General features: G+C 63.2%; 20 protein-coding genes and 3 pseudogenes. 13 read left to right on the forward strand and 10 right to left on the reverse strand.

The genetic code is table 11. The features are described 5' to 3' along the window. Positions 1 to 154: 154 nt before the first annotated feature. The 7 genes and pseudogenes from AC4FWB_RS16395 to AC4FWB_RS16425 all read left to right on the forward strand — a co-directional run. Complete coding sequence (locus tag AC4FWB_RS16395; protein WP_491027256.1) at positions 155 to 1321, forward strand: NAD(P)/FAD-dependent oxidoreductase; 1167 nt, start codon at positions 155 to 157, stop codon at positions 1319 to 1321. A 14-nt stretch (positions 1322 to 1335) separates the two neighbouring features. Beyond that, the gene (locus tag AC4FWB_RS16400; protein WP_491027257.1) at positions 1336 to 3183 is read left to right on the forward strand and encodes a branched-chain amino acid ABC transporter ATP-binding protein/permease; all 1848 of its coding nucleotides are present in this window, start codon (positions 1336 to 1338) and stop codon (positions 3181 to 3183) included. Positions 3184 to 3224: 41 nt separating this feature from the next. After that, entirely contained in the window at positions 3225 to 4397 is a 1173-nt protein-coding gene (locus tag AC4FWB_RS16405) for an ABC transporter substrate-binding protein (protein WP_491027258.1), read from the forward strand. 4 nt (positions 4398 to 4401) lie between these two features. Next, the gene (locus tag AC4FWB_RS16410; RefSeq protein ID WP_491027259.1) at positions 4402 to 5106 is read left to right on the forward strand and encodes an ABC transporter ATP-binding protein; all 705 of its coding nucleotides are present in this window, start codon (positions 4402 to 4404) and stop codon (positions 5104 to 5106) included. 3 nt (positions 5107 to 5109) lie between these two features. Beyond that, a complete protein-coding gene (locus AC4FWB_RS16415; RefSeq protein ID WP_491027260.1) occupies positions 5110 to 5991 on the forward strand; it encodes a branched-chain amino acid ABC transporter permease in 882 nt (293 codons plus the stop codon). Positions 5992 to 6010: 19 nt separating this feature from the next. After that, positions 6011 to 6640: an FMN-binding negative transcriptional regulator gene (locus AC4FWB_RS16420; RefSeq protein WP_491027261.1), complete on the forward strand. Its 630-nt coding sequence runs from the start codon at positions 6011 to 6013 to the stop codon at positions 6638 to 6640. A 27-nt stretch (positions 6641 to 6667) separates the two neighbouring features. Next, positions 6668 to 6871, forward strand: a pseudogene (locus AC4FWB_RS16425) (ornithine cyclodeaminase); the annotation flags it as partial. Positions 6872 to 7048: 177 nt separating this feature from the next. Here AC4FWB_RS16425 and AC4FWB_RS16430 read toward each other — a convergent pair. From AC4FWB_RS16430 to AC4FWB_RS16450, 5 genes and pseudogenes are all read right to left on the reverse strand, one after another. Next, positions 7049 to 7191 (reverse strand): annotated as a pseudogene (locus AC4FWB_RS16430) (MerR family transcriptional regulator); the annotation flags it as partial. A gap of 109 nt (positions 7192 to 7300) precedes the next feature. Continuing rightward, positions 7301 to 7930, reverse strand: a complete 630-nt coding sequence (locus AC4FWB_RS16435; RefSeq protein ID WP_491027412.1) for an HAD family hydrolase — start codon at positions 7928 to 7930, stop codon at positions 7301 to 7303. After that, complete coding sequence (locus AC4FWB_RS16440) at positions 7930 to 9450, reverse strand: FGGY-family carbohydrate kinase (RefSeq protein ID WP_491027262.1); 1521 nt, start codon at positions 9448 to 9450, stop codon at positions 7930 to 7932. The genes AC4FWB_RS16435 and AC4FWB_RS16440 overlap by 1 nt, the downstream gene beginning before the upstream one ends. Positions 9451 to 9614: 164 nt before the next feature. Then, positions 9615 to 10415, reverse strand: coding sequence for a BtpA/SgcQ family protein (locus tag AC4FWB_RS16445; protein WP_491027264.1), 801 nt, complete (start codon positions 10413 to 10415; stop codon positions 9615 to 9617). A gap of 36 nt (positions 10416 to 10451) precedes the next feature. Next, a complete protein-coding gene (locus AC4FWB_RS16450) occupies positions 10452 to 11312 on the reverse strand; it encodes a DeoR/GlpR family DNA-binding transcription regulator (RefSeq protein WP_491027265.1) in 861 nt (286 codons plus the stop codon). A gap of 161 nt (positions 11313 to 11473) precedes the next feature. Here AC4FWB_RS16450 and AC4FWB_RS16455 point away from each other — a divergent pair, with 161 nt between their 5' ends. The 5 genes from AC4FWB_RS16455 to AC4FWB_RS16475 all read left to right on the forward strand — a co-directional run bounded on the left by AC4FWB_RS16455 (position 11474) and on the right by AC4FWB_RS16475 (position 16844). Then, a complete protein-coding gene (locus AC4FWB_RS16455) occupies positions 11474 to 12280 on the forward strand; it encodes an SDR family NAD(P)-dependent oxidoreductase (protein WP_491027414.1) in 807 nt (268 codons plus the stop codon). A 162-nt stretch (positions 12281 to 12442) separates the two neighbouring features. Further along, a complete protein-coding gene (locus AC4FWB_RS16460; protein ID WP_491027267.1) occupies positions 12443 to 13618 on the forward strand; it encodes an ABC transporter ATP-binding protein in 1176 nt (391 codons plus the stop codon). Then, a complete protein-coding gene (locus tag AC4FWB_RS16465; protein ID WP_491027269.1) occupies positions 13615 to 14445 on the forward strand; it encodes a carbohydrate ABC transporter permease in 831 nt (276 codons plus the stop codon). The genes AC4FWB_RS16460 and AC4FWB_RS16465 overlap by 4 nt, the downstream gene beginning before the upstream one ends. 94 nt (positions 14446 to 14539) lie before the next feature. Next, complete coding sequence (locus AC4FWB_RS16470; RefSeq protein ID WP_491027270.1) at positions 14540 to 15835, forward strand: extracellular solute-binding protein; 1296 nt, start codon at positions 14540 to 14542, stop codon at positions 15833 to 15835. 295 nt (positions 15836 to 16130) lie between these two features. Next, complete coding sequence (locus AC4FWB_RS16475) at positions 16131 to 16844, forward strand: carbohydrate ABC transporter permease (RefSeq protein ID WP_491027272.1); 714 nt, start codon at positions 16131 to 16133, stop codon at positions 16842 to 16844. 760 nt (positions 16845 to 17604) lie between these two features. On the opposite strand, the gene AC4FWB_RS16480 is transcribed toward AC4FWB_RS16475, so the two are convergent. From AC4FWB_RS16480 to AC4FWB_RS16500, 5 genes and pseudogenes are all read right to left on the reverse strand, one after another. After that, positions 17605 to 17922, reverse strand: coding sequence for a hypothetical protein (locus tag AC4FWB_RS16480; protein ID WP_491027274.1), 318 nt, complete (start codon positions 17920 to 17922; stop codon positions 17605 to 17607). Positions 17923 to 18216: 294 nt separating this feature from the next. After that, entirely contained in the window at positions 18217 to 18816 is a 600-nt protein-coding gene (locus tag AC4FWB_RS16485) for a helix-turn-helix transcriptional regulator (RefSeq protein WP_491027275.1), read from the reverse strand. A gap of 22 nt (positions 18817 to 18838) precedes the next feature. Further along, positions 18839 to 19355, reverse strand: a pseudogene (locus AC4FWB_RS16490) (FAA hydrolase family protein); the annotation flags it as partial. A 23-nt stretch (positions 19356 to 19378) separates the two neighbouring features. Next, on the reverse strand, positions 19379 to 20974 hold the full coding sequence (locus tag AC4FWB_RS16495; protein WP_491027276.1) for a GMC family oxidoreductase: 1596 nt from the start codon (positions 20972 to 20974) through the stop codon (positions 19379 to 19381). Next, a complete protein-coding gene (locus AC4FWB_RS16500; RefSeq protein ID WP_491027278.1) occupies positions 20974 to 22476 on the reverse strand; it encodes an aldehyde dehydrogenase family protein in 1503 nt (500 codons plus the stop codon). Before AC4FWB_RS16500 ends, AC4FWB_RS16495 begins: the two co-directional genes overlap by 1 nt. A gap of 206 nt (positions 22477 to 22682) precedes the next feature. Here AC4FWB_RS16500 and AC4FWB_RS16505 point away from each other — a divergent pair, with 206 nt between their 5' ends. After that, a complete protein-coding gene (locus AC4FWB_RS16505; RefSeq protein ID WP_491027279.1) occupies positions 22683 to 23579 on the forward strand; it encodes a hypothetical protein in 897 nt (298 codons plus the stop codon). Positions 23580 to 23601 lie beyond the last annotated feature (22 nt).

Genomic DNA, 23601 nt, shown 5'->3' on the forward strand with positions numbered 1-23601 from the left:
GGCCTCCCCGAAAATGCGTGTTGGGCTCTCAGCCTCGTTGTGTCGAGTTTATTACAGGGATTTTAATTCTGGTCAACAATGAAGAGATGTTGACATAGCTGGAAGAGTAGCCTTAGCTTGATTGAAAGCAGCCAAGAGACTGTGGGGAACAGCCATGCGGAATGGAAGCGACGTCATCGTCGTCGGTGCGGGTATTGTTGGATCGAGCACCGCCTATCATCTGGCCAAGGCCGGTGCGAGCGTCACGCTGGTCGAGCAGACCCATCCCGCCGGCGGGCCGTCGGGCAAGTCATCGGCGCTGCTGCATGCCTTCTACCTGATGCCCGAACTGTCGCAACTGTCCATTCGCGGCCGCGAGATATTAGTGTCGCTGCCGGAAATTGCCGGTGAAGGACCCTTTGTGACTGAGATCGGCATGATGTGGGTCTGCGGCAACGACAATGAGGTAAGCTGGAAGGCGGCAGCCGAGCGCATCCGCGGCGAGGGCGCGCGGATAGAGGCCTTGTCGCCACAGGCTTTCGCCGATGCGGCACCTGGCTTTGCGCTGGACAATGTCGCTCTGGCGCTCTGGGAGCCCGAATATGGCTATGCCGATGCCTTCGGCGCCACCAACGCCATCGCCCGGGCCGCCCGCGCAAACGGCGCGAAAATCATGCAGAACACGCTTGTCGAAAGTCTTCGCCGGCAGAGCGACCGCATCACCGGCGTCACCTTGACCGATGGGACGGTGATGGAGGCCGATACGGTCGTGCTGGCCGCCGGGCCATGGACATGCCGCCTGCTGGCGACGGTGAACCTTGACCTGCCGCTGCATATCGAGCGTCATCCGATGGCCGTGCTCGATGCGGCAGGCCAGGCCCGCAAGGTCATGCCTTTCGCCTGGTGCGACGACATTTCCTGCAACTATGCGCGGCCCGATAATGACGGCGTCATTCTGGCCGGCACCTGGGCCGGTGGCGGCACCGGCCTGCGCCACGAACACGCCGGCCGTCCGCGTTTCGTCGAGAATCCAGACACCTATATGGAAGGTGTCGAAGAGTCTGAATCGGTCGAAATCCTGGAGACCTTCGCCACCCGCGTGCCCGCCATGACCGAGCTTGGCATCCGCCGGGGCTATGCCGGGCTCTACGACATGAGCCCTGACGATCTGCCCGTCATCGGCGCCATGCCTGATGTCGAAGGGCTGGTCGTTTCGGCCGGTTCTTCCGGCCACGGTTTCAAGACCGGGCCGGCCGTGGGCGAGGCAATCGCGAAACTCGTCACCGAGGGCGCGCAGCCGATCCTAGCACCGTTTTCGCCCAGCCGCTTCCAGGCCGCGTGATGGTGTCCGCGGCAATGACCAAGAGCAAGCCGCGCGGCTTCATGCCGGCCGCGTTCCGCAACGCCACGGCTGACGCCTTGTGCATGATGGCCGTGCTGCTGCTGGTGGCGCTTGCCGCCTTCTTCTTCGGCGGTGTCGCCATGCAACGCGTCGTCACCTACGCCGCGATCATGCTGACCGCGGTTCTTGGCCTGCAGATATTCTCCGGCAACAGCGGCATCGTCTCCTTTGGCCAGGCCGCCTTTGTCGGTCTGGGCGCCTACGCAACCGGCATTCTCACCATGCCCGCCGCCCTGCAGCGAACGGCGCTGCGCGATTTGCCGCAATTCCTTGCCGGGCATGAACTTTCGTTTTTTGCAGCACTGGCCGTCGTCCTTGTCCTCGCGGTCATCGTCGGCCTGTTGACCGGCACCCCGCTGCTGAGGCTGACAGGGTCGAGCGCCTCGATCGCGACGCTCGCCATGCTGATCATCGTCTACACGCTACTGGTCGCCGGGCGCGAAATCACCCGTGGCAGCCAACCCTTTTACGGCGTGCCGCGCGAGGTTGGGCTGTGGACGGCCGCAGCCGTCGCTTCCGTGGCGCTGATAGCGGCGAGACTGTTTCGCGAAACCTCCTTCGGCCTTGCCAGCCGCGCCGCCGCCAATGACGAGCGCGGTGCAGCCGCTGTTGGCGTCGACCAGCGCATGGCGCGGCTCGCCGCCTGGGTGGCGGGCGTGGTCGCGGCCATGGCCGCCGGCGCGATGATGGCGCAGTTCCTTGGCGCCTTCTCGCCGCGCGATTTCTATTTCGATCTCGGCTTCACCATGCTCGCCATGCTGATCGTCGGCGGCATGACGTCCTCGCTCGGCGCCTTCGCCGGCGTCATCGTCACCATCGTCGTGATCGAGCTCGTGCGCCGCTTCGAAGGCGGCGGCGAAGTGCTCGGCCTGCATTTGCCGGTCCTGTTCGGCCTGACCCAGGGCGTGCTCGCCATCGCCATGATCCTCGTCATCTGGCGCCGGCCGACCGGCCTTTTCGGCGAGCGCGAGCTCAATCTCTTGCGCCGGCCCGGGCGGGCGCCCGAAATGGTTTCAGCCGCCCTGCCGCAGCAGGTTGGCGCGGATCGGCTGGTGGCCGACCATCTGTCACGCCGCTATGCCGGTGTCGTCGCGGTGGACGACGTCAGCTTGAGCTTCGAGACCGACAGCATATCAGGCATTATCGGCCCCAACGGTGCCGGCAAGACGACCCTGCTCAACATGCTGGCCGGCGATGTCCAGCCAAGCGCGGGCACCGTGTCCGTCGGCGGCGTGCAGCGGCAGGCCTCGGCGTTCCGCTTTGCCCGGTCAGGCATCGCCCGCACCTTCCAGAACATCCGCGTCTTCCCGAACATGACCGTGCTGGAGAACGTTGTGGTCGCGGCGCGCCAGGTCGAACCCGATCTCGCCCACGCCGAGGCAGCGGCGATGCGCGAACTGTCCCGCATGGGTCTCGTCAAGTTCGCGGACCAGCCGGCGGCCCGGCTCGCCTATGGCCAGCGCCGGCGACTGGAAGTGGCACGCGCCCTGGCGCTGAAGCCGCGCTTCCTGCTTCTCGACGAGCCAGCAGCCGGCATGAACGCGGTCGAAACCGCGGAGCTTGTCTCCATCCTGTCGGCGGTGCGTGCCGAGCGCCGCATCGGCGTCGTGCTCATCGAGCACGACATGCGGCTGGTGATGAACCTCTGCGAGCGCATCGTCGTCATCGACCACGGCCGCGTCATCGCCGACGGCACCCCTGCCGATGTCCAGAACAACCCGGCCGTCGTCGCCGCCTATCTCGGCAGCCGCACGGCACGCGCCAAGGCCGCGCACCCTACGACTGAAGACAAGACCGCATAGATCACGACAACCAACGATAAGAATCCAGAAGGAGAACCGACATGCCAAGCCTCTATCGCCTTCATCTCGCCGCCCTCCGCGCGGCGGTGTTTGGCGCCACGATTGCCGCCGTCTCGACAGCCTCTGCCGAGGAGATCATCATCGGCGCGGCGACCGCCCAGACTGGCGGCCTTGCTCCCTACGACCAGCCGGCTCTTGCCGGTCTGCGCATGTCGCTCGACGAACTCAACGCCAAGGGCGGCCTCGGCGGCAAATATGCCGTCAAGCTGATGATCAAGGACACCCGCTCCGACACCGCGCAGACCGCCACCGTCGCCCAGGAGCTGATCGACGCCGGCGCCAGGTTCATGATCACGCCATGCGACGCCGATCCCTCGATTTCCGCCGGCCAACTCACCCAGCCGCTCGGCATTCCGACATTGACGCTGTGCGGCTCAGCCCCGGTGCTGACAGGCGCGGTCGGCGACGTCATGTTCGGCACCTATCCGGCCGACAATGTGCAGGCCACGGCGGTTGCCGACTTCGCCGTCTCCGAAGGCAAGAAGAAGGTGTTCCTGCTGACCTCGCCGGATTCCACCTACACCGCCAACCTACCGGAATATTTCGGCAAGGTGTTCGAGAAGAAGGGCGGCGCCATTGTCGGCCGCGGCACCTTCACCATGGGCCAGCCCGACTTCTCCGCCGAGATCACCAACATCAAGGGCCTGGCCGACAAGCCGGACGTGATCATGACGGCGGCCTACGAGCCTGATTTCCCGGCCTTCATCCAGCAATTGCGCGGTGCGGGCGTGACCATCCCGGTCTACGGCGCCGATGCCATCGGCACGCCGACCATCAAGGCTCTGGGCAAGCTGGTCGATGGCGTCGTCTACACCGCAGCGGGCTATGCCGAGCCGGGCAGCAAGCTCGAGGCCTTCAATGCCGCCTTCACCAAATTTGCCGGCCATGCGCCGGAATCGACCTATGAGGTGAATGGCTACGAGATCGGCCTCATCCTCGATCAGGCGGTCAAGACCGCCGGTTCGGACGATCCCAAGGCGATCCGGGACGCCATCGCCAATCTCAAGGATTTCGAAGGCATCACCGGCAAGATCACCTATGCCGGCACCAACCGCATGCCGCTACGACCCGTGGCGCTGATGCGCTACGAAGGCGGCGAGGGCAAGCATGTCGAAACGCTGATCCCCGAGGCCGCCGACGTTCCCGCGCCGTGATGTCATGCTGAGCGTCGAAGCCCTCAAGATCCGCTACGGAGAAGTCGAGGCGGTACGCCGTGTCGACCTCACCGTCGACAGCGGCGAGATCATCGCACTGGTCGGCGCTAATGGCGCCGGCAAGAGCTCGACGCTCGGCGCCATCGCCGGGCTGGTGCCGGCGGCGTCCGGCAAGGTGGTTTTCGATGGTGCCGCCATCACCGGCCTGGCGCCGGAGGCGATCGCCCGCAAGGGCGTCGCGCTGGTACCCGAAGGCCGCCGCATCTTCGCCAGCCTGACGGTGGCAGACAATCTGCGCCTCGGCGGCGCAGTGCACCAGCCCGCGGCCGAGGCGCGGATGCGCGAGGAGGAGATGCTGCAACTGTTCCCGATCCTGCGCCGCTATCATCGCGTCAAAGGCGGTAATCTCTCGGGCGGCGAGCAGCAGATGCTGGCCATCGCCCGCGCGTTGATGGGCAAGCCGCGCATGATCCTGCTTGACGAGCCGTCGCTCGGCCTTGCCCCGCAACTGATCGATACCGTTTTCGACCTGATCGCCGAGCTGCGCCGCAAGGGCCTGACCATCCTTCTGGTCGAGCAGAATGTGGCGCTGGCGCTCGAAATCGCCGATCGCGCCGTCGTGCTCGCTAATGGCGAGGTGGTGCTGTCGGGCACGGCAAAAGAACTCGCCTCTTCGGACCTCGTCCGCCAGGCCTATCTGGGAGCCTAGAGCATGGTCGCGCAGCAGATCATCAATGCGGTCAGCCTCGGCGGCGTCTATGCGCTGTTGGCGCTGGGGTTGGCAATCGTCTTTTCCATCGTCGGCCTCATCAACTTCGCCCATGGCGAGCTGATGACCCTGTCGGGCTATGCGCTGCTGGCCGCGCTGGTCTTCGGCCTTCCTTTCCCAGTGGCCGTGCTTGTCGCTGTTTCCTGTGGCGCGCTTGCCGCCGTCGCCATGGAGCGCGTCGCCTTCAGGCCGATGCGTGGCGCCAGCGTCACCAGCTTGCTCCTGACCAGCTTCGCCGTGTCCAGCCTTTTGAAAGTCGTCTTCCAGAATGGCATTTCCGCCCGGCCACAGGCGGTCGCCATGCCCGGCTGGATGACCGGCGCTTTCTCCTTCGGTGATTTCACCATCGGCGTCGGCCCCAGCATCTCGATCGTCGTTTCCGCTCTGGCTCTGGTTGCGCTGGAAGTCTTCTTGCGCCGTTCGGTTACGGGCACGGCGATGCGAGCCGCTGCCGAGGATTTCAATGTCGTGCGCCTGATGGGCATTCCGGCCAGCCGCATCATCGCCACCGCTTTCCTGCTCTCCGGCCTGCTTGCCGGCCTGGCGGCCATGCTGTGGGTGGCGCAGCGCGCCTCCGTCGATCCGCTGATGGGTTTCACACCGGTGCTGAAAGCCTTCATCGCCGCCGTCGTTGGTGGTCTGGGCAGCCTGCCGGGTGCTGTCGCCGGCGGCTTCCTGCTCGGCATCATTGAGGTGTTATTGCAGGCGACCCTGCCGGCGGCGGTCGCACCCTATCGCGACGCCATCGTGCTGTCGGGCGTCATCGCCGTACTGCTGCTGCGCCCGCAAGGGCTGATCCCGGCCGTTCGCGTCCAGCGAAGCTGATCGCCGGGAGCTGACAACCATGTACAGCAAGCCGGAATATGAACCGCTGTCGCGTGACGACGTATTCGGCCTGATCGAGATCGCAGCCTTCGCCACGGTGGTGACATCAGGCCCACAGGGGCTTGCGGTCTCCCATCTGCCCTTCGTGCTTGACCGGGCGCGTGGCTCGAACGGCACGCTGGTCTCGCATCTCGCCAGGCAGAACCCGCACAGCGCACTGATTGCGCAGGGCCGGGAGACGGTCGCGATCTTTCAGGGACCGCATGGCTACATCTCGTCCTCCTGGTATCCCCGCAATCCGGTGCGCGACAGCGCCCCGACCTGGAATTTCGCCGTTGTGCATTGCCATGGTCATCCCGTGCCGCTCGACGATCACGGCACCGCCCGGCATCTGCTGCAACTGGTCGACGTCCTGGAAAAGGATCGCCCTGACCGCTGGCGCATGCGCGAACTCGGCCCCGGCGGCATGGAGCGGCGCATCCCTCACATTATCAGCTTCGACCTGCCGATCGAACGCCTCGAGGCCAAGTTCAAGATGGGACAAGATGAACGCCTCTACGACACGGCTGGCGCGATCGGCGCGTTGGAACAAGAAGACCCAGCGCTTGCCGTCATGATGAAGACGCACAACGCGCATCGCAAGGACTGAACGGAACGCCGGCAAGGACCACAAAAAATGATCCCCAATCTCAACATCGTGCCGTTCGTCAGCGTCGACCACAGATGAAGCTGGTGCTGAAGATCGGCGTCGAGGGGTTTCCTCGTCGAACTTGCCGGCTACACCGGGGGCCACTTCCGCTGCTGGGAGCTGTTCGACAAGACGCCGCGCGTCCCTCGCACAGCCAGCATCATTGCTGCCAATCCAAGCGACGCAGGTACCTGCGGGACGCTGAGTCGGTCCACCCGGTGGGTTGAGAACGATTACGCCTAGATCCTATCTCTTCGCTCTAATTTGTGCGCCCGAGCTGGATGCTTGAGCTGCTCCCGAGTTCTCGGCAGGTGAACTATGTGTTGGAAGCTTTTCCCGACAACTGCGTTGGTCACCAACTATCGCGCTGGGATTATCCTGCGACGTCAGGAGCGCCCAAATGGCTTCGATATTGGTCCCTAGTTCTCGGGCATGGCGAATGAACGCCAACTGGACAAGTCCTCGTCTCCATACAGACGCCGGTTGCCCACCAAGGCGGAAGAGGCGGCAACAGGCTTATCTGCTCGTGGCAGAAGCGTCACAGAAAGGCTAAGTTGACGGACCTTTGATCGCCTCCTGCGCTCTTCCAGTCAGGCAAGATTGTAACTTCGTACTAAACTCTCAGCCAGGAAACAGATCCAGGATCGACGACAGGTGGCAGGTGCTGAGATCAACATTGCCGAACCGGCCACCGCTTGGGAGATAGCCAACCACGAATAGACCTGCGGCTCGTGCGGCGTCGGCGCCGGTGCGGCTGTCCTCTACCGCAACCACCGTTCCGGGGGCGACGGCGAGCTGTCGGCAGGCCTCGCGATAGGGCGTCGGATCGGGCTTGCCAACCGATACGTCGTCGAGGCTGATTGTGAAACTCATGAGGTCGAGCACGCCGAGCGCATCGAGATTGGCATCGACGACTTGCCGGCTGGAATTCGACACACAGACCTGCGGAATTCCGCGATCGGCCAGTGCCCGGATCGTCTCGACTGCCTCTGGGATCGGGGTGGCGTCCGCCCGGTTGGTGACATAATGGGCATTGATCGCGGCGAGCCACTCCGCCTGATCGAGCCCGGCTGGAAGACGCGGACGGAGCATTGTCCAGACGTCGCCCATATGGATGCCGCGAAAGGCCTGATCGGGTAAGTCGCCGAGATCGACATTCCAGTTGCGGCAGCCAGCGAGGAGAGATTGATGATGCAATGGCTCGCTGTCGATCAGCGTTCCGTCGATGTCCCAAGCGATGGCGCGACGCATCACGATGAAGATCCCGCCTTGGTCGCGGCAGGAGCAAACAGGCGTGCATAGAGATCGCGATAGCGGCGATAACCGTCGCGGTAGATGTCGGCCTTGCGCGGGTCAGGATCGAGCCGATCTGCGAAGCTGACGAAACCGGACACGCCAGACCAATCATCGGTGAGGCCCACGCCGATCGCTGCCGTCCAAGCGGCACCGATGCAAGAGCCGGGGTGCCCGGTCAGGCGTTGTACCGGCTTTTGCAGTACATCCGCGACGATCTGCATCCAGACCTTGCTGTTTGAACCGCCATCGGAGACGAGATAGCGCTCGGTCCGGTGGCCCATGTCGTTGAGCACCTGGACATGATGCGCGATGGCATAGGCATAGGCCTCGAGCAGAGCGCGCCAGACATGGCCAATATCGTGCGAGAGCGTCAGCCCGTCGATCACGCCGCGGGCCGCAGGATCGTGGATCGGCGTCTTCTCGCCGAGGAAATAGGGCAGGATGGTAAGGCCATCGGCGCCGGCGGGACGATCTGCCGCCAGCCTGTCGAGCCGCTGATGCACCGAAATGCCCTCGGCCTCTGCCGCAGCGGTCTCGCCACCGGCGAAATTGCGTACGAACCAGTTGAGGCCCGAGCCGCCGGTCGACATGCAGCCATTGGGTATGAACAGGCCCGGCACCAGATGGTAATCGAGATACATGCGCGGATCGGGCTTAATCCGGTCGGTAGCGATCAGGATGTCAACCGAGCCACCAAATTTCAGGAGGACATCGCCTGCCTTGGCGACGCCGGCGCCGAGCGCCGAGGCGATCATGTCGGCCGCACCGCCGACGACCGGTGTTCCCGCTATGAGGCCGGTCTCACCTGCGGCCTGCGCCGAGACGGAACCGAGGGTGTCATGCGAGGCGATCTTTCGTGGCACGGCCGAGCGCGGTATATGCGCGAGCGCCACCAAATCGTCGTCGATCCGGTTCGTAGAAACGTCGACGAAACCCGCCTCAAGCGCCCAGTTCTGCTCGACCGCGCGTTCGCCGGTGAGGTGCCAGTTGATATAATCATAAGAGCCGAAAACGGTAGCGATGCGGCTGAACACCTCCGGCTCGTGACGTTCTATCCAGCGCAGTTTTGCGGTGACGAGCTGTTGGTTGATGCCGTTGCCGGCCTTGGCGATGAAGGCCGTCTCGTTGCATTCGGCCCTCAGTTCGGCGACTTCGGCGCCGCAGCGTCCGTCGCTCTGCTGGATGCTCGGCCGCAGCACCTTGCCCTGATCGTCCAGAAGAACGACCGCCGGCAGCATGCCGGTGGTGCCGACGGCCACGACCTCCTCAGCCTTGACGCCGCTGGTCTTGAGCAGCTCCTGTACGATGTCCTGAACATTCGTCCACCATTGCGCGGGATCTTCCTCGGCCCAGCCCGCGTGCTCGGAATGCAGCGTGACGGGGCGCGAGGCGAGGCCCAGCACCTGATCGGGAAGCCGGATCAGGATGCCGATCGTCGAGGTGGTGCCTATGTCGAGACCGAGAACGCACGCCATGTCGAATCCACTGAAATGCAAGGAAAGGCAGGCGGTCGAAACCTGTCGGCCTCGTTGTGTCCCGCCGGTCGATACTGTCGGTCATTCCTGACGTCGGCCCGGAATGACTGATATGATGTCGGCGAGCCGGCGCACCGGCCGGCGTCGCTGGGATAACCCATGTCTCAACGCAGGGTGGCGACGACATCCATGAAGCGCTTGACCCGATCGCCGTCGACGGCGTTCCAGGTATTGCCATTGACCTTGAAATGGGTCCCGATCACGACGCCGCTCGCCAATGAGAGGACATCGCGGACATTGTCGATATTCACGCCGGTGTTGGCGAAGACCGGCACGTCTTTGATCGTCTCGCAGACGCTGCGCAGATGGGACTGGTCGGCTGGCTGGCCGGTGATCGGGCCGGAAACGAGGATCGCGTCGGCCATTGACGAGAACACCGCGCTCTTGGCGCGCAATTCAATCGGGCGCTGGTCGAGCGAGTGGGCGAACTCGGCATTGATGTTGAAGAGAAGCTTCATGTCGTCGCGGCCAAGATTGCGCCGGAGACGCGAGGCGGCGGCGCAATCGGGTTCCCACAGGCCCATGTCGGAAGCGAACAGGCCGGTGAATATCTCGCGCACGAAGCGGGCTCCGGTGGCCGCACCGATCGCGACGCTGGCAGTCGGATCCCAGAGATAGTTGACACCAAACGGCACTTTGAGCTCGGGCTTCACCGCCTGAACGACCGCAGTCATCGCGGCAATGCCTTCGGGCGGCGCCTTGAAGACATAGGGCCGGTCGTTCTCGTTGCCGAACATAATGGCATCGACGCCGCCGCTCTGCAGCTTGCGGATGTCGGCGAGTACGCCGTCGATCAGCTTGTCGAGGCCGCCGTCGGCGTCAAAGAGGGGCGTCCCCGGCAGGGCACCGATATGTGCCATCGAGATGACAGCCTTCTTCTTATCGCCGAAAAAATCAAATACCATCGAGTCTTCTCCTTGAAAAAATGAAAAATGTTGCGCTCATTCACGCGTGAGTGGCGGCGCGATGCGCAGGTCAACCTTGGCCGCAGCAAGTGCCGCGGCGATCTTGGGCGGCGGCTCGGCATCGGTGATGAGGATGTCGATGTCCGACAGCGGCGCGATCCGCACCAGCGACATGCGCTGGAATTTCGCGGAGTCGCAGAGCACGATCTTGGTTCCTGATCGTCTGAGATAGGCGCGCTTCATGTCGGTATCATCGAAGGAATAGTCGAAGAGGCCGTCCACCGTGATACCGGAGACACCGATCACGGCGACGTCGAACCACAGCGCCTCGAACTGGGCGATCGCCGTGGGCCCGCCGGTCGACATCTCGTCGGCACGTACGCGGCCGCCGGCAACATAGACCTCGGGCGCGCCGCCGTTCAGTAAAGCTGCGATCCTGAGGCTGTTGGTGAACACCTTGGCGTGCGGAAGGTCCTTGAGGTGCTCGGCCATCAGATAGGTGGTGGTGCCGACATCCATCGCGATCGTGCGACGCCCCGAGACCAACTCGGCAGCGGCGGCGGCAATGGCTGCCTTCGGGTCGCGGCGCTGGCGCAAGCGCGATTCGAAGCTCGGCTCCTCACTGTCCATGGCGACCGGCGGCGGGTTGCCTGCCTCGACCGCGCCGCCGTGGATTCGCACCAGTCTTCCGTCGCGTTCCAGTTCGACGAGATCGCGGCGGATCGTCATATCGGAAACGGCGAGTTCGGCCGCTACCGCGGCGACGGTGATCGACCCTGTCACGTGCAGCAAAGCCAGGATACGTGCGTGCCTATCGTGCGCCAGAAGGCGTTGACGATCGGCATCGCGCGGTGCGCCGTGCGCAGATGATTCAGGAAGGGCGTTGTCGTCTGCCATCGATGCATCCGGTGGGGTGTAAGTCGTCGACGAGGCGATCGGTTGATTTCACTTTATCTCATGCTCAAACATTTTCAAACAAAATCATGTTTGCAGTGTTCGATTTTATTGGTATGCATCTCGATATCAACAATATGCGTCTCGCCATCAAGAGAGAGAATATGACCATACCGGCTGTCTCCGTCACGCCTCCCGTGCTTGCCGAACTCGCGGGTAAGCGTGCCTTCGTGACCGGTGGTGGCGCGGGAATCGGTCGCGCCATCGCGGCTGCCCTGGCGCGGCAGGGTGTAGTCGTGGCGATCGGCGACCTGGATCCCAATGCGGCGTGTCAGGCGGCCGAGGAGATTGGCGGCGGTGCCGCCGCCGTCGCGGTTGATGTTCGCCGTCGTGATTCCGTCGAGGCGGCTTTCGCCACTGTGCTGGAAGCGCTCGGCGGCTGCGACATCCTGATTGCGAATGCCGGCGTATCCACCATGCAGCATGCGCTGGAGCTGACCGACGAGGAATGGGACTTCAACTTCTCGGTCAATGCACGCGGTGTATTCCTGGCAAATCAGATCGCTGGGCGTCATTTTGTCAGGCAAGGCGCGGGCTGCATCGTCAACACCGCTTCGCTCGCTGCAAAGGTCGGCGCGCCGCTCCTGGCACATTATTCGGCGTCCAAGTTCGCCGTGCTCGGCTGGACGCAGGCCTTTGCCCGCGAACTCGCCCCAAAGGGAATCCGCGTCAATGCTGTCTGCCCAGGGTTCGTCAAAACCAGCATGCAATCGCGAGAAGTCGAGTGGGAGGCGCATCTGCGACAGGTCATGCCCGAGCGGGTAGTCGCCGACTATATCGCGCAAACCCCGCTCGGACGGCTCGAACTGCCGGAGGACGTCGCCGACGTCGTCGTATTCCTCTGCTCGGATCAAGCTCGCTTCATGACCGGCCAAGGCGTCAACGTGACTGGCGGCGTCTACATGACCTGACGGCATCTTCACGGCACTGGCTGGGTTCCTGATACCGTCACGTGCTGCCTGATAAACGAACATATGCGATCAGGATGCAGGCTTTTGATGTTCTATTTTGTTCTCTAAGGTGGCCATTCCCTGGCGTTCGACCGGGTCAGACGGGGTGTATGAGGAAAGACTATGGCGTCTATCGAGCTCGATCGCGTTTCCAAGCTCTACGGTAATGGCAATTACGGGGTGCACGAGGTCGATCTCACCATTCCCGACGGTGAATTCGTGATCTTTCTCGGCCCGTCGGGATGCGGCAAGTCGACGACGCTGCGGATGATTGCCGGCCTGGAGAGTATTTCCTCCGGCGATCTTCGCATAGGTGGCAAGAGCGTGGCTCATGTTGCGCCGCGCGACCGCAACGTCGCAGTGGTGTTCCAGAGTTACGCGCTCTATCCGCATATGTCGGTGCGGCAGAATATGGCCTTCGGACTGAAGATGCGTGGCACCGACGCCGCGGTTATCGATGCCAAGATTGCCGACGCCGCGAACCTGCTCGGTCTTCAGAATCTTCTCAGCCGCAAGCCGGCGGCGCTTTCGGGCGGCCAGCGTCAGCGTGTTGCGCTCGGCCGGGCGATCGTTCGCGAACCGGCGGCCTTCCTGCTCGATGAACCGCTCTCGAACCTTGATGCGCAACTGCGCGCCGAAATGCGGCTCCAACTCGTCAAGCTGCACCGGCGCCTTGGCCGCACCATTGTTCATGTCACGCACGACCAGGTCGAGGCCATGACCATGGGTGATCGGATATGCGTCATGCGCGACGGTCGTCTGGTCCAAGCGGGCCGGCCGCTTGAAGTCTATGCCGATCCTGTCAACACCTTCGTGGCGCGGTTCCTGGCGACGCCCCCGATGAACCTCGTTCCGGCCACGCTTCAGGCCGCACCTGGCGAAGGGCTCTCCGTCCTGACCGACAGCGGTACCGTGCTTGCCGTTCCGGCCCGCCACCGCGCCGCCTACGGCGGACGTGTCGGGCGCCGCGTCATTCTGGGCTTGCGGGCCGAAGATTTCCACGAAAGTCCCGACAAGCCTGACTGGCAGAAGGTTGCCGTACGGGTCGTGGCCGTCGAGGCTCTCGGCGCCGAGAATGTCCTGATTGGCCAAATTGCGGGTCAGCCCACGGGCAAGGATGATGCGCGCCAGGCCGGCGACGACAAGCCGTTGGAGATCGCCGCCCGCCTCAGCCGTTATTTCACGGCGCCTGTCGGCTCGATCGTCGAGCTCTACATCGACCCACTGCCGATGCATCTCTTTGATCCTGAGACCTTACTGGTGATTCCGCGGCCGAGCCTCATGGGAGCTGCTCAATGACCAGCATCGACAAGGACGAACGGTCGGCCTTTCGTCGCCGCCTCGGTCTGCATTTCGGACTGATTGTTGTTTCCGCCATCGTGCTGCTGCCACCGCTCTGGGTGCTCCGAACAAGCGTCGTGCCCGAGCAGCTGTCTTACAGCAACGAGCTGATGCCGGCCTTTACGACAGACAATTATTCGGCGCTGCTATCGAGTCGCTTCGGCCAGTCCTACCTTAACAGCCTGATCGTCGCGCTCGGCTCGGTTCTGGTCGCGCTGCCCTTTGCCGCGACCACCGGCTATGCCTTCGCCCGCTTCCGTACCGGCGGGCGCTGGGCGCGTTTCGCCGTGCTCGCGACGCAGATGCTGCCGCCCGTGGTGCTGGTGTTGCCGACCTTCACGCTGTTTCGAAGCCTCGAGCTCAGCAATTCGCTGACCGGGCTGATAATCGTCTATGCCGCGCTCAACCTGCCATTCCTGACCTGGATCCTGATGGGCTTCTTCGAGGGCGTCCCGGTCGATCTGGAATGGGCAGCGATGACCGACGGGGCGACCGCCTGGGGCGCCTTCTGGCGCATTGTGCTGCCGGTATCGCTGCCCGGTATAGCAGCAGCCGGCGTCCTCGGCTTCATCCTGGCGTGGAATGAGTTTCTATTTGCCCTGGTTTTGAGCGGGCCGGCGACGGCGACCATACCGGTGGCGCTCGCCGCATTGCAGACCTCCAACGGCGTCCAGATCGCCAAGGTCTCGGCCGGCGTCGTCCTCGCTATCCTGCCGCTGGTCGTGGCTTCCCGCTTCATCCAGCGCTTCATCGTCCAGGGCTTGACGTTCGGCAGCGTGAAATAGGCCGGCCGCTCCGAGAGCCGACAAGGCTCGCCAGCCGGTTACGAATCGTGGCGGGATCACCGCTGCGTCCAGAGGGAAAGAGGAGTAGAGAGTTATGACTTGGAATAAGCAGACCTTGATCAAAATGCTGATGACGGCCGCGAGCGGGGCAGCTGTTCTCAGCGCATCGCTTCCGGCCAGGGCCGCCGAGTCCATCACCTTGCACGCCTTGATGGAGGACGTGCCCGAAACCAAGATCATCGAAGCGCTGTTGCCCGAATTCGAGAAGCAGACCGGCATCAAGGTCGAGTTCGAGAAGATCGGCTATTCTGATATGCACGACAAGCTGGTATCCCAGCTGACCGCGCCACAGAGCTATTACAATGTGCTCGAGGTCGATTTCCTGTGGGCCGGTGAATTTCCAGCGGCCGGCTGGCTCGCCGATCTGAAACCCTTCGTCGAGAAATCCAAATACGATCTGAGCCCCTTCATTCCCTCGACGCTTGACCTGCTCGGCCGAACCAAGGACCAGCTGTTCCTGGTACCCATGTACAACTACTCGATGGGTCTCCTCTACCGGACGGACCTGATCAGCGACGAGAAACTCAAGGCCGCTTACAAGACGGCAACCGGCAAGGAGCTTGCTCTGCCGACGACGCTCGAAGACTATGTGGCGATCTCCAAATTCATGAAAGCCAACGCCGGCGTCGCCGGAGCCGCAATGCAGGGCCAGCGCGGCGATCCGAACAGCATGGAATTCTCCAACTACCTGTTCTCCGCTGGCGGTACCTATCGCAATGCCGGCGGCAAAGCGAGCTTTGACACACCCGAGGCGAAGAAGGCGCTTGATCTCTATATCGACAACATTCAGCACGGCGCCCAGCAGGGTGCTGTGTCGGCGACGCTCGATGACACCATGCGCCTGATGTGCAGCGGTTCCGCCTTCAGCATGGTCACCTACTGGTGGATGCTGCCGCAGATGGACGATGCCGTGAAGTGTCCGACGGTCGCCCGCAAGGTCGGCCTGTCGGTGATGCCGGGTGGCCATGGCGAGAGCGGCGGTTGGGGTTGGGGCATTCCCAAGAACACTTCGCCGGAAGAGCAGGAAGCCGCCTGGGCGTTCATCCAGTGGGTGCAAAGTAAGGATGTTTCGGTGAAGCGCGCTCTTGAGGGCCATGCGCCTGTGCGAAGCGATGTCTATGCCGATGCTGCGGTGCTCGCAAAGTATCCGTTCTACAAGACTGCCGGGGACGTGGTGTCGACCGGCAAGTCGTTCCCGATCTTCACCTATTCGGCGCAATACGAAGATCTGCTCGGCACCCAGCTCTCGCTCGCGGCTGGCGGCCAGGCAACATCAGAGGCGGCGCTGAAGGCGGCTTCCGACGGGTTGCAGGGACTCCTCGACAAATAGAAGTTCGGCTCGGACAGGAGATCCGGCGCGGCGGTTCAGCCGCGCCGGATCTCGATCAGACCAGGAACGCCACCACGACCAGGGCTCGGTTACAATGCATAGTGCGATCAAAAGAGGATGGGCCGCCCGTGGCCGCGAGTGGCGAACAGGCTGGGCCTTTGCCTTGCCGGGCCTCCTGCTGCTGGCGATCGTGATGGGTTTTCCGCTGGCCTATGCCTGCATCCTCTCGATTTCCTCGATGACCTTGATCAAGCCGCAGCTTCTGCCGCTGGTCGGGTTCAAGAATTTTGCGTCGATGATCGGCGATCCGCTGTTCTGGAATGCGCTCTGGCTCACAGCGCGCTATTCGGCGGTGACGGTGGTCGGCGAATTCGTGATCGGGCTCGGCATCGCCCTGATGCTCAACCGGACGGTCCGGATGAAGCCGGTCTATTTCGCGGTTCTGACCATTCCCATGGCGATGTCGCCAATCAGCGTCGCCTTGATTTGGCGCATGCTGCTCCAGCCCAATCTCGGCATCGCCAACCATCTGATGGAGACGTTTGGCCTGCCGCGCCTCGACTGGCTCGGGACGCCAGGTATGGCGCTCTGGACGATGGCGGCGATTGACATCTGGCAGCAAATGTCCTTCGTCGTGCTGATCCTCGCCGCGGGGCTCGCCGCCTTGCCGCGCGATCCCTACGAGGCGGCGGAAGTTGATGGAGCACGCAGCTGGCAGCAGTTCTTCTACATCACGCTACCGATGCTTCGACCGGTCGCGGCGATCACCATCATTATCCAGTTGATCAACGAGTTCCGGACCTACGATCTGCCATATGTCCTGACCAAGGGCGGGCCAGGCAACGCGACCGAAGTCCTGAGCTTTTTTGCCTATCGACGCGCTTTTCTCGGCCTTTCGCTCAACGAAGGCGCGGCAGCCGCGTTTGTGCTGCTCCTCATCGTCCTTCTCCTCACCGTGATCTTTTTCGCCGTTCTCGAGCGCTCGCAATCGGGGGAGGGCCGGAAGTAGCCCATTCCGCTGGCGACCTTGATCCGAACGGCCTGCACGGCGATTGCGGTGATGCGGTTCTCCGGCGTCGTGATATGTCGAATACTGGCCGGCCGAGAGTCCGACATTGCATGAGGACGTCACGATATAGCGGCGGCTTCGACCGAGCGCGTGGGGTTGCGCCCCCGAAGCAACTGTAAATGTGCTACATATTGTGGAATGTGCCACATATTGTTACATCTATTGTGATACACATCGACTTGAAAACCGGAATAAAGCAAATATAAACGATAGAATGATGCTGGGCATGATCCAGACAACAGTACGTCGGCTTCTTCAAAATTACCACGATCAACGAATGTCGGTGTCGATCGTTGCGAGTCCTGCGACCAACACTCTTGCAATCCGACGCCGTTAGCTTTATTTTGCTTCCGACAACGTTAGTCGGGCGGTGTCTCATTCGGAGTCCTCGCCGCCAGGTTCGCCACCGGATACGAGAACATACGAAGGATATGGCTGGGCGAACGACCCGCTAACTGATTGTTTTTGTTGAAAAGACGGCGTCCCTCCGGGCCAACCAATCAGTCCGTCAGTTTTGGCGTCTTTTCGACCGTCTCAGAATAGTGCCGACATTTCCGCAGGTTAGCGACCTGCTCCAGGCGACGCTTGGCGGAGACGCAGCCTTCTGGAGCCACAATGGCCCGCATTTGGGCCATCGTCTCTCCGGGCCCATTTCCGTAGCCAACTGTTTGGGAAGGAGATGCTCGGCTGATAGTTGGAATCAGAGGCCGAGGAGGGCAGCCTGATCGGTCCAGGCGAGGGGAAGGCCGGAGAGCCGCGATAGCCTGTGGGCTGTGAGTTCGATCGGCTGATTGCCGGCGATGATCTTCGACACAATCTTCGGCGACAGAAACGCCAGCGGCAGGAGCCTGCTTACTTCAGAGACGGTGGTCGCATTCAAGCTGGCGATCTCTGTCAGGCTTCGGCCAGACCCATCCGTGAGTTGATGGAGATAAAGCTGAGAGCGATGGACAACGTCGATCAGAGCGGCGTCCGGCTCAGGGCTGTTGGACGAGGCGTCATTTAGAACTATGCGCATCTCGACGCCGCGCCGCTTGATGTCAAATGGACAATTGATCGACGAGGTCTCGGCACCTCCATCAGATGGCAAAGCTCTATCGAGCAGATGTTCGGGTAGCGCTTGGCAGCCGGATTACGCCAAGCGGCAAGCCGCTGGCTGGTGGCGACTTCGAGTCGCATAGTATGCAATCTGGAAAAGGGCAGACGATCGGGTAGAGACGCCTGGATGCCCTGTGGTTGCGACCTGGGGATCTAGGACTGCCGCTCGGTCTATCCGGCACTATAAAATTAAGAAGCGCGCTCGCTACTCGCACTAAGGCTCTTGCTCGGCAATGCCGGAGAGATAATCGCGGGGGGTATTGCCAAACGCCCGCCGGAAAGTTCGCTGGAAATAGGAAAGGTCTGAAAACCCGGCCTCGAAGGCAATGGTTGATATCAGGCCTGCCCGACGTCCGGCGATGATGTGATCGATCTCCTTTCGCGCGTGTTCCAGCCGCTTTATCAGCAGGTACTTTGTCGGCGTGGTGCCCAAGGAGGCGAACCCGCGCTGGATCTGCTTCATCGACAGCCGAAGCGTTGTTGCCATTTCGCGGATCTTGAAATTCGGATCGCGGTATCGGGTATCGATGAACTGGCGGCTGATCTTCAATGCCCTGTCGGTACCGGTGTCGTTCTGCCCCTTATACACGAAGTCGCCACGCGGCTCTTCGCAGATCATGACGCCAAGGAGCCCGAACAGCGCATCGCGAAGAAGCCTCTCGAGCTTGGCGTTCGAAACAGGAGATACCCGGAATTTCTGGAGTATGGCGGCAATCGCCTTATTGATCGGATCTTCCCTGGCTAGGAAATTCCCTCCCGCGACAGCGCCAGCGGCAACGCGGCTTAGGACGTCGCCTCGCGGCAACAGCGCCAAATGTTGCCGGTTGAACTCGCCGAAGAACGTGAACTCGGACGGCTTTGTCCGAGATCGTGTCGAAGAAGGTCCTGATCCTGCCGGTCTCTTTGTTCATCCGCTCGATGCGGGTGTCGAGGATCTCGAGCGCCGGCGTTATGTAATCCGTGTCGATCGAGCACATCCTCGATCGACACGTCCGGGCCGGCGAGCGGGGCCTTCATGATGAAGGCGATTTCGGCTTCGATGCGCGGCTGGATGAACCGGCCGGCCGGCACCGTGCCGCCATCCTCGAAGAACATGTCGTCGAGCAGGATGCCGGAATCCGGAATGTCGATGCTGAGCGCCGACTGCATCGCCTCCGAGGTCAGGCCGATCTTCCAGCCTTTTATCGCAAGCCCGGAAGCGACCTTTCGCTTCACCAGCGCCGCCTGCACCCTATAGGCGTCGTCCATCGTCGCTTGCGGAAAATCGAGGCTGAGCAGCCTGATCTGGCGGCGGTCGCGCTCGGCCTCGAACAGCCGCTGGGCCGCGTCCTCGACTTGCGCCTCCGGCGGCATGGATCAATCTCGGCTAAACTTCCTCAAGGGTGAGGTCGGCCCAGGATGAAATCGGCGCAGCGGTCGCCGATCATGATCGCCGGCGCGTTGGTATTGCCGCTGGTGAGCCTAGGCATGATCGAGGCGTCTGCGATGCGCACGCGCGGCACGCCGCGCACGCGAAGCTGAGGATCGACCACCGCCTGCTCATCTGTTCCCATCCGGCAGGTGCCACAGGGATGATAGACGGTCTTGGCGTGGCGGACGATGTGGTCGACGATTGTCTCGTCGCCGAGGTCATCGGCAGCGCCGGGCGCAAGCTCCTGGGCCACGACTTCGCGCAACGCCGGCTGGCGAAGGATGGCGCGCGCCACCTTCATGCCGGCGAGCAGCAAGGCAAGGTCGTCGGCGTGCGACAGGAAGCCGGTGGTGAAGCGGATCGGGTCGCTTGCATCGCGGGACCGCAGTTGCACCGAGCCGCGCGATTTCGGCCGCAGCACGCATGGGTTCAGCTCCATGCCGTGGCGCTCGACCGAGCCATGCTCGGCGTTTTCGATCATCACCGGCAGCACGTGAAATTGGACGTCGGGCCGGCCGTCGCCATCGGTGTCGAAGAAGCCGCCACTCTCGACCACGTTGGAGGCGAGCAAGCCGCGCCGGAACAAGAGATATTCGATGCCGTGCCGCAACGCCCTGATGCCGCGATCCTCACCGAGCAGCGAGATCGGCTCGCGGGTCAGCGCATAAAGCGGCGCGGCGACATGGTCCTGCAAATCCTGACCGATGGCAGGCATGTCGCGCATGACGGGAATGCCCATTTCAGCGAGATGCGCGGCAGGCCCGAGGCCGGAGAGCATCATCAGCTTCGGCGTGGCCAGTGCTCCGGCGGCGAGGATGACTTCCTCTTTCGCCGAGGCCGTTTGGCCGCGGCCGTCCGGCGTCGTGTAGGACAGCCCGGTCGCAGCGCCATTCTCCAGCGTCAGTCTCGTCACCAACGCATCGGTGACGACCCTCAGATTGGCGCCGCCGGCGAGCGGCTTGAGAAACACCTTGGCGGCGGATTGCCGCTCGCCTTTTGCCGTCGTAGTCTGGTAGAAGCCGACGCCCTCCTGGCGATCGCCATTGAAGTCGTCATTGTAGCGATAGCCGGCCTGCTGCGCTGCCTTGACATAGGCAAGCGACAGCGGATGGCGGTAGCGCGGGTCGGAGACCGGCAGCGGACCCTCGGTGCCGTGTCGCTCGCCGGCAAGGCGCTCGTTGCGCTCCAGCCGTTTGTAGACCGGCAGCACGTCATCCCAGCCCCAACCGGAGCAGCCAAGGTCGCGCCAGCCATCATAATCCTCCGGCTGACCTCGGACATAGAGCATGGCGTTGATCGAAGAGCCGCCGCCGAGCGTGCGGCCTTGTGGGATCGGCAGCGATCGTCCGCCGACGCTCGGTTCCGGCTCCGACTGGTAGATCCAACTTCGCGCCGTGCCGATGACCTTGGCGAAGGTGGCGGGCATGTCGATGAAACGCGTGTCGTCGGCCGGGCCTGCCTCGACGACGAGCACGCGTTTGCCTGCATTTACCAGCCGGTTGGCGACCGTGCAGCCGGCCGAGCCGGCACCGGCGACGATGTAGTCATAGACCTCGGTCATCAGGCGTAACGCATCAGGGCGGTCTTCGTCTCGAGGTAGCCCTCGATCGCAGCGCGCCCATGCTCGCGGCCGATGCCGGACTGCTTGAAGCCGCCGAAGGGCGCGGCCGGGTCGAGCGTGTTGTGCGAGTTGACCCACACCGTGCCGGCCTTCAGGCCGTGGATCGCCGTCATCGCCTTTCCCATGTCGCGGGTCCAGATCGAGGCCGACAGGCCGTATCGCGTATCGTTGGCGATGCGGATAGCCTCGTCGAGATCGGCGATGGGCATTGCGGCAACCACAGGGCCGAACACCTCCTCGCGCACGATCTCCATGTCGGGCCGGACATTGTGCAGGATGGTCGGCGCCACATAGTGACCCCTGGCCGGCACCGCCCGCGCGCCGCTCACGCGTTCGCCGCCAGCCGCCAGGTTTCGTTCGACAAAGCCCTCAACGCTTTTCCTGTGCTTGGCCGAGACCAGCGGATTGATCTGCGCTTCCGCGTCGCGGCCGGCGCCCATCGTCATGCCATCGGCTATCTCGGCAAGGCGAGCCAACGTGCGGTCATAGATCGGCTTCTCGATCAGCAGCCGCGCGGCCGAGGTGCAGACCTGGCCCTGGTTGAAGAACATGCCTAGCCCGGCGAGCAGTGGCTCGACGCCGTCCTCCATGTCGGCCAGTAGGATCATCGGCGACTTGGAGCCGAGCTCCAGCGTGAACCGAGCGACGCGGTCGACGGCAGCGTGGCCGACGCGTTTTCCCACTTCCGTCGATCCGGTGAAGGTCAGCTTGTCGATACCGGGATGGCGGATCAGCGCTTCGCCGGTGACGGCGCCGCTGCCGGTGACGATGTTGATGACGCCCGGCGGGAAGCCTGCCGCTTCGACCAGCTCGGCGAGTCGCAAAAGGCCAAGCGGCGTCTCTTGCGGCGGCTTCAAGACGATCGTGCAGCCGCAGGCAAGAGCGGGTGCGATCTTCCACATGCCGATCAGCAGCGGAAAGTTCCAGGGCACGATGCCGCCAACCACGCCGACCGGCTCCATGATCGTCATCGCATGATGCTTGGCGCCGGGCGGCACGGGAATAGAGACCTGGAAGGTCGAGCCTTCGATCTTGGTCGCCCAGCCGGCATAGTAACGCAGCCAGTCGACGGTGCCGCCGGCGCTCAGCATGCGCGCGACGCCCAGCGACTTACCGTTCTCGATGCTCTCGATTTCGGCGAGCAGATCGGCGTCGGCCTCGATCGCATCGGCAAGCCTGAGCATCAGGTTCTGACGGTCGACCGGCCGCATCGACGCCCATGGCCCTTCGAGCGCGGCGCGTGCCGCGCGCACCGCCTGGTCGACAAGGTCGGGGCCGCTCTCAGGCACATGCGCGACGATCTCGCCGGTAGCGGAATCGTCGACCGCCAGGCCATCGCCGGCGAGACCATCGACGAAACGTCCGTTGATGAAGGGCCGGTGCGGTCGCAACAGGAATGCGGCGGCGGCAGTGCTGACTGGCGGCACAGTTCTCTCGTTCACGCCATCCTCCTCGAAAAGTCGATGAACATTTTCTACAGCGTTATGGAGCGCGCCAAAGCGCTTCAAGCCGGCGCGGCCGCGAGTGCGCTTTCAGTCAAAACAAAGTTCCCGTTCGGACAAGACGACTGGCCTTCGGCCAATTCAAGATCGCGGATGAGATCGGCCACGCTGGCACGTCTCCGGGGGTTTTGGAAAATGGTGGCGATTTGAGCGCGGTTCTCGGCAATCCGATGGTCACCACGACCGCACTGCCTTTGCTGCTCGGCATCGTGGTTGCGCTGCTTGCGCGCTTTGCCTTGCCGGCCGCGTCGCTGGTGCTCACGCTGTTTTGGGCAGCGCTGCTCGTGTTCTTCTACTGGGAAACCCTTGGTCCGCCGATCGTGCCGCCGGTCGCCGCCAGCCAGAAGCTGATCTATCTCGCCTTCGCCGGCATCGTCATCGGCCTGCTGCCTGAGCGGATGCTGGGCGGCCGAACAGGTTCTCCCGCCGTCATCGCTCTTGCTGCGGCCTTCCTGTGGCTCGGCTGGCGGCGGCTGGCCGGCGGTACTCTCGACTTGCAGATGATCGCCGCGCTGGTCGTCGAACTGCTGATGTTCATAGGTGCCGCGACGCTCACCATGCAGGAAGCTTCGCCATTACCGTCAGCGGAAGAGCCGTTCCTCGCACCAGCAACCGTGCTCGCCCTGTCGCTCTCCGGCGCCATCGTCTCGGTGCTCGGCGCCTCGATCGTCACCGGGCAACTGCTCGGCACGCTCGCCGCGCTGATCGGCGGCTGGTGCCTCGCGCAGTATGTCGCGACGCTGCGCGGCGGCGCGGCCGGTGCCTGGAGCAAGGGCGTTGAATTCCTGCTGCTCTACGCCGCCACCACGGTGCTGATCCAGGTCGCGCTGCTCGCGCCCAAGGCCAATCCCGCCGCACTCGTCCTGTCGTCACTGCCGCCGATCGTTGCCGTGCTCGTGCGCGGCCGGCTGCAAAGCCTGCTTCCCGGCGCGCGGCCTCTGCGGCCGCTGGTCGCCGGCATCCTGATCGCCGCTCCGGCGATTCTGGCCATCGTGACGGCGATCGTTTGGGCGCCGCATGGGGCCGCCCTCGGCTTTTCCTGAGCGGGGTCCAACACAAACACCA

The sequence above is a fragment of the Mesorhizobium sp. LEGMi-168a genome (genome assembly GCF_058312955.1).

What these genes read in the sequence shown, in the direction of transcription:
- AC4FWB_RS16450 (WP_491027265.1), bottom strand. Translation starts at nt 11,312, where the DNA reads ATGGCAGACGACAACGCCCTTCCTGAATCATCTGCGCACGGCGCACCG.
- AC4FWB_RS16445 (WP_491027264.1), bottom strand. Translation starts at nt 10,415, where the DNA reads ATGGTATTTGATTTTTTCGGCGATAAGAAGAAGGCTGTCATCTCGATG.
- AC4FWB_RS16435 (WP_491027412.1), bottom strand. Translation starts at nt 7,930, where the DNA reads ATGCGTCGCGCCATCGCTTGGGACATCGACGGAACGCTGATCGACAGC.
- AC4FWB_RS16465 (WP_491027269.1), top strand. Translation starts at nt 13,615, where the DNA reads ATGACCAGCATCGACAAGGACGAACGGTCGGCCTTTCGTCGCCGCCTC.
- AC4FWB_RS16460 (WP_491027267.1), top strand. Translation starts at nt 12,443, where the DNA reads ATGGCGTCTATCGAGCTCGATCGCGTTTCCAAGCTCTACGGTAATGGC.
- AC4FWB_RS16410 (WP_491027259.1), top strand. Translation starts at nt 4,402, where the DNA reads ATGCTGAGCGTCGAAGCCCTCAAGATCCGCTACGGAGAAGTCGAGGCG.
- AC4FWB_RS16395 (WP_491027256.1), top strand. Translation starts at nt 155, where the DNA reads ATGCGGAATGGAAGCGACGTCATCGTCGTCGGTGCGGGTATTGTTGGA.
- AC4FWB_RS16415 (WP_491027260.1), top strand. Translation starts at nt 5,110, where the DNA reads ATGGTCGCGCAGCAGATCATCAATGCGGTCAGCCTCGGCGGCGTCTAT.
- AC4FWB_RS16470 (WP_491027270.1), top strand. Translation starts at nt 14,540, where the DNA reads ATGACTTGGAATAAGCAGACCTTGATCAAAATGCTGATGACGGCCGCG.
- AC4FWB_RS16475 (WP_491027272.1), top strand. Translation starts at nt 16,131, where the DNA reads ATGATCGGCGATCCGCTGTTCTGGAATGCGCTCTGGCTCACAGCGCGC.
- AC4FWB_RS16405 (WP_491027258.1), top strand. Translation starts at nt 3,225, where the DNA reads ATGCCAAGCCTCTATCGCCTTCATCTCGCCGCCCTCCGCGCGGCGGTG.
- AC4FWB_RS16495 (WP_491027276.1), bottom strand. Translation starts at nt 20,974, where the DNA reads ATGACCGAGGTCTATGACTACATCGTCGCCGGTGCCGGCTCGGCCGGC.
- AC4FWB_RS16480 (WP_491027274.1), bottom strand. Translation starts at nt 17,922, where the DNA reads ATGCGCATAGTTCTAAATGACGCCTCGTCCAACAGCCCTGAGCCGGAC.
- AC4FWB_RS16420 (WP_491027261.1), top strand. Translation starts at nt 6,011, where the DNA reads ATGTACAGCAAGCCGGAATATGAACCGCTGTCGCGTGACGACGTATTC.
- AC4FWB_RS16440 (WP_491027262.1), bottom strand. Translation starts at nt 9,450, where the DNA reads ATGGCGTGCGTTCTCGGTCTCGACATAGGCACCACCTCGACGATCGGC.
- AC4FWB_RS16455 (WP_491027414.1), top strand. Translation starts at nt 11,474, where the DNA reads ATGACCATACCGGCTGTCTCCGTCACGCCTCCCGTGCTTGCCGAACTC.
- AC4FWB_RS16400 (WP_491027257.1), top strand. Translation starts at nt 1,336, where the DNA reads ATGACCAAGAGCAAGCCGCGCGGCTTCATGCCGGCCGCGTTCCGCAAC.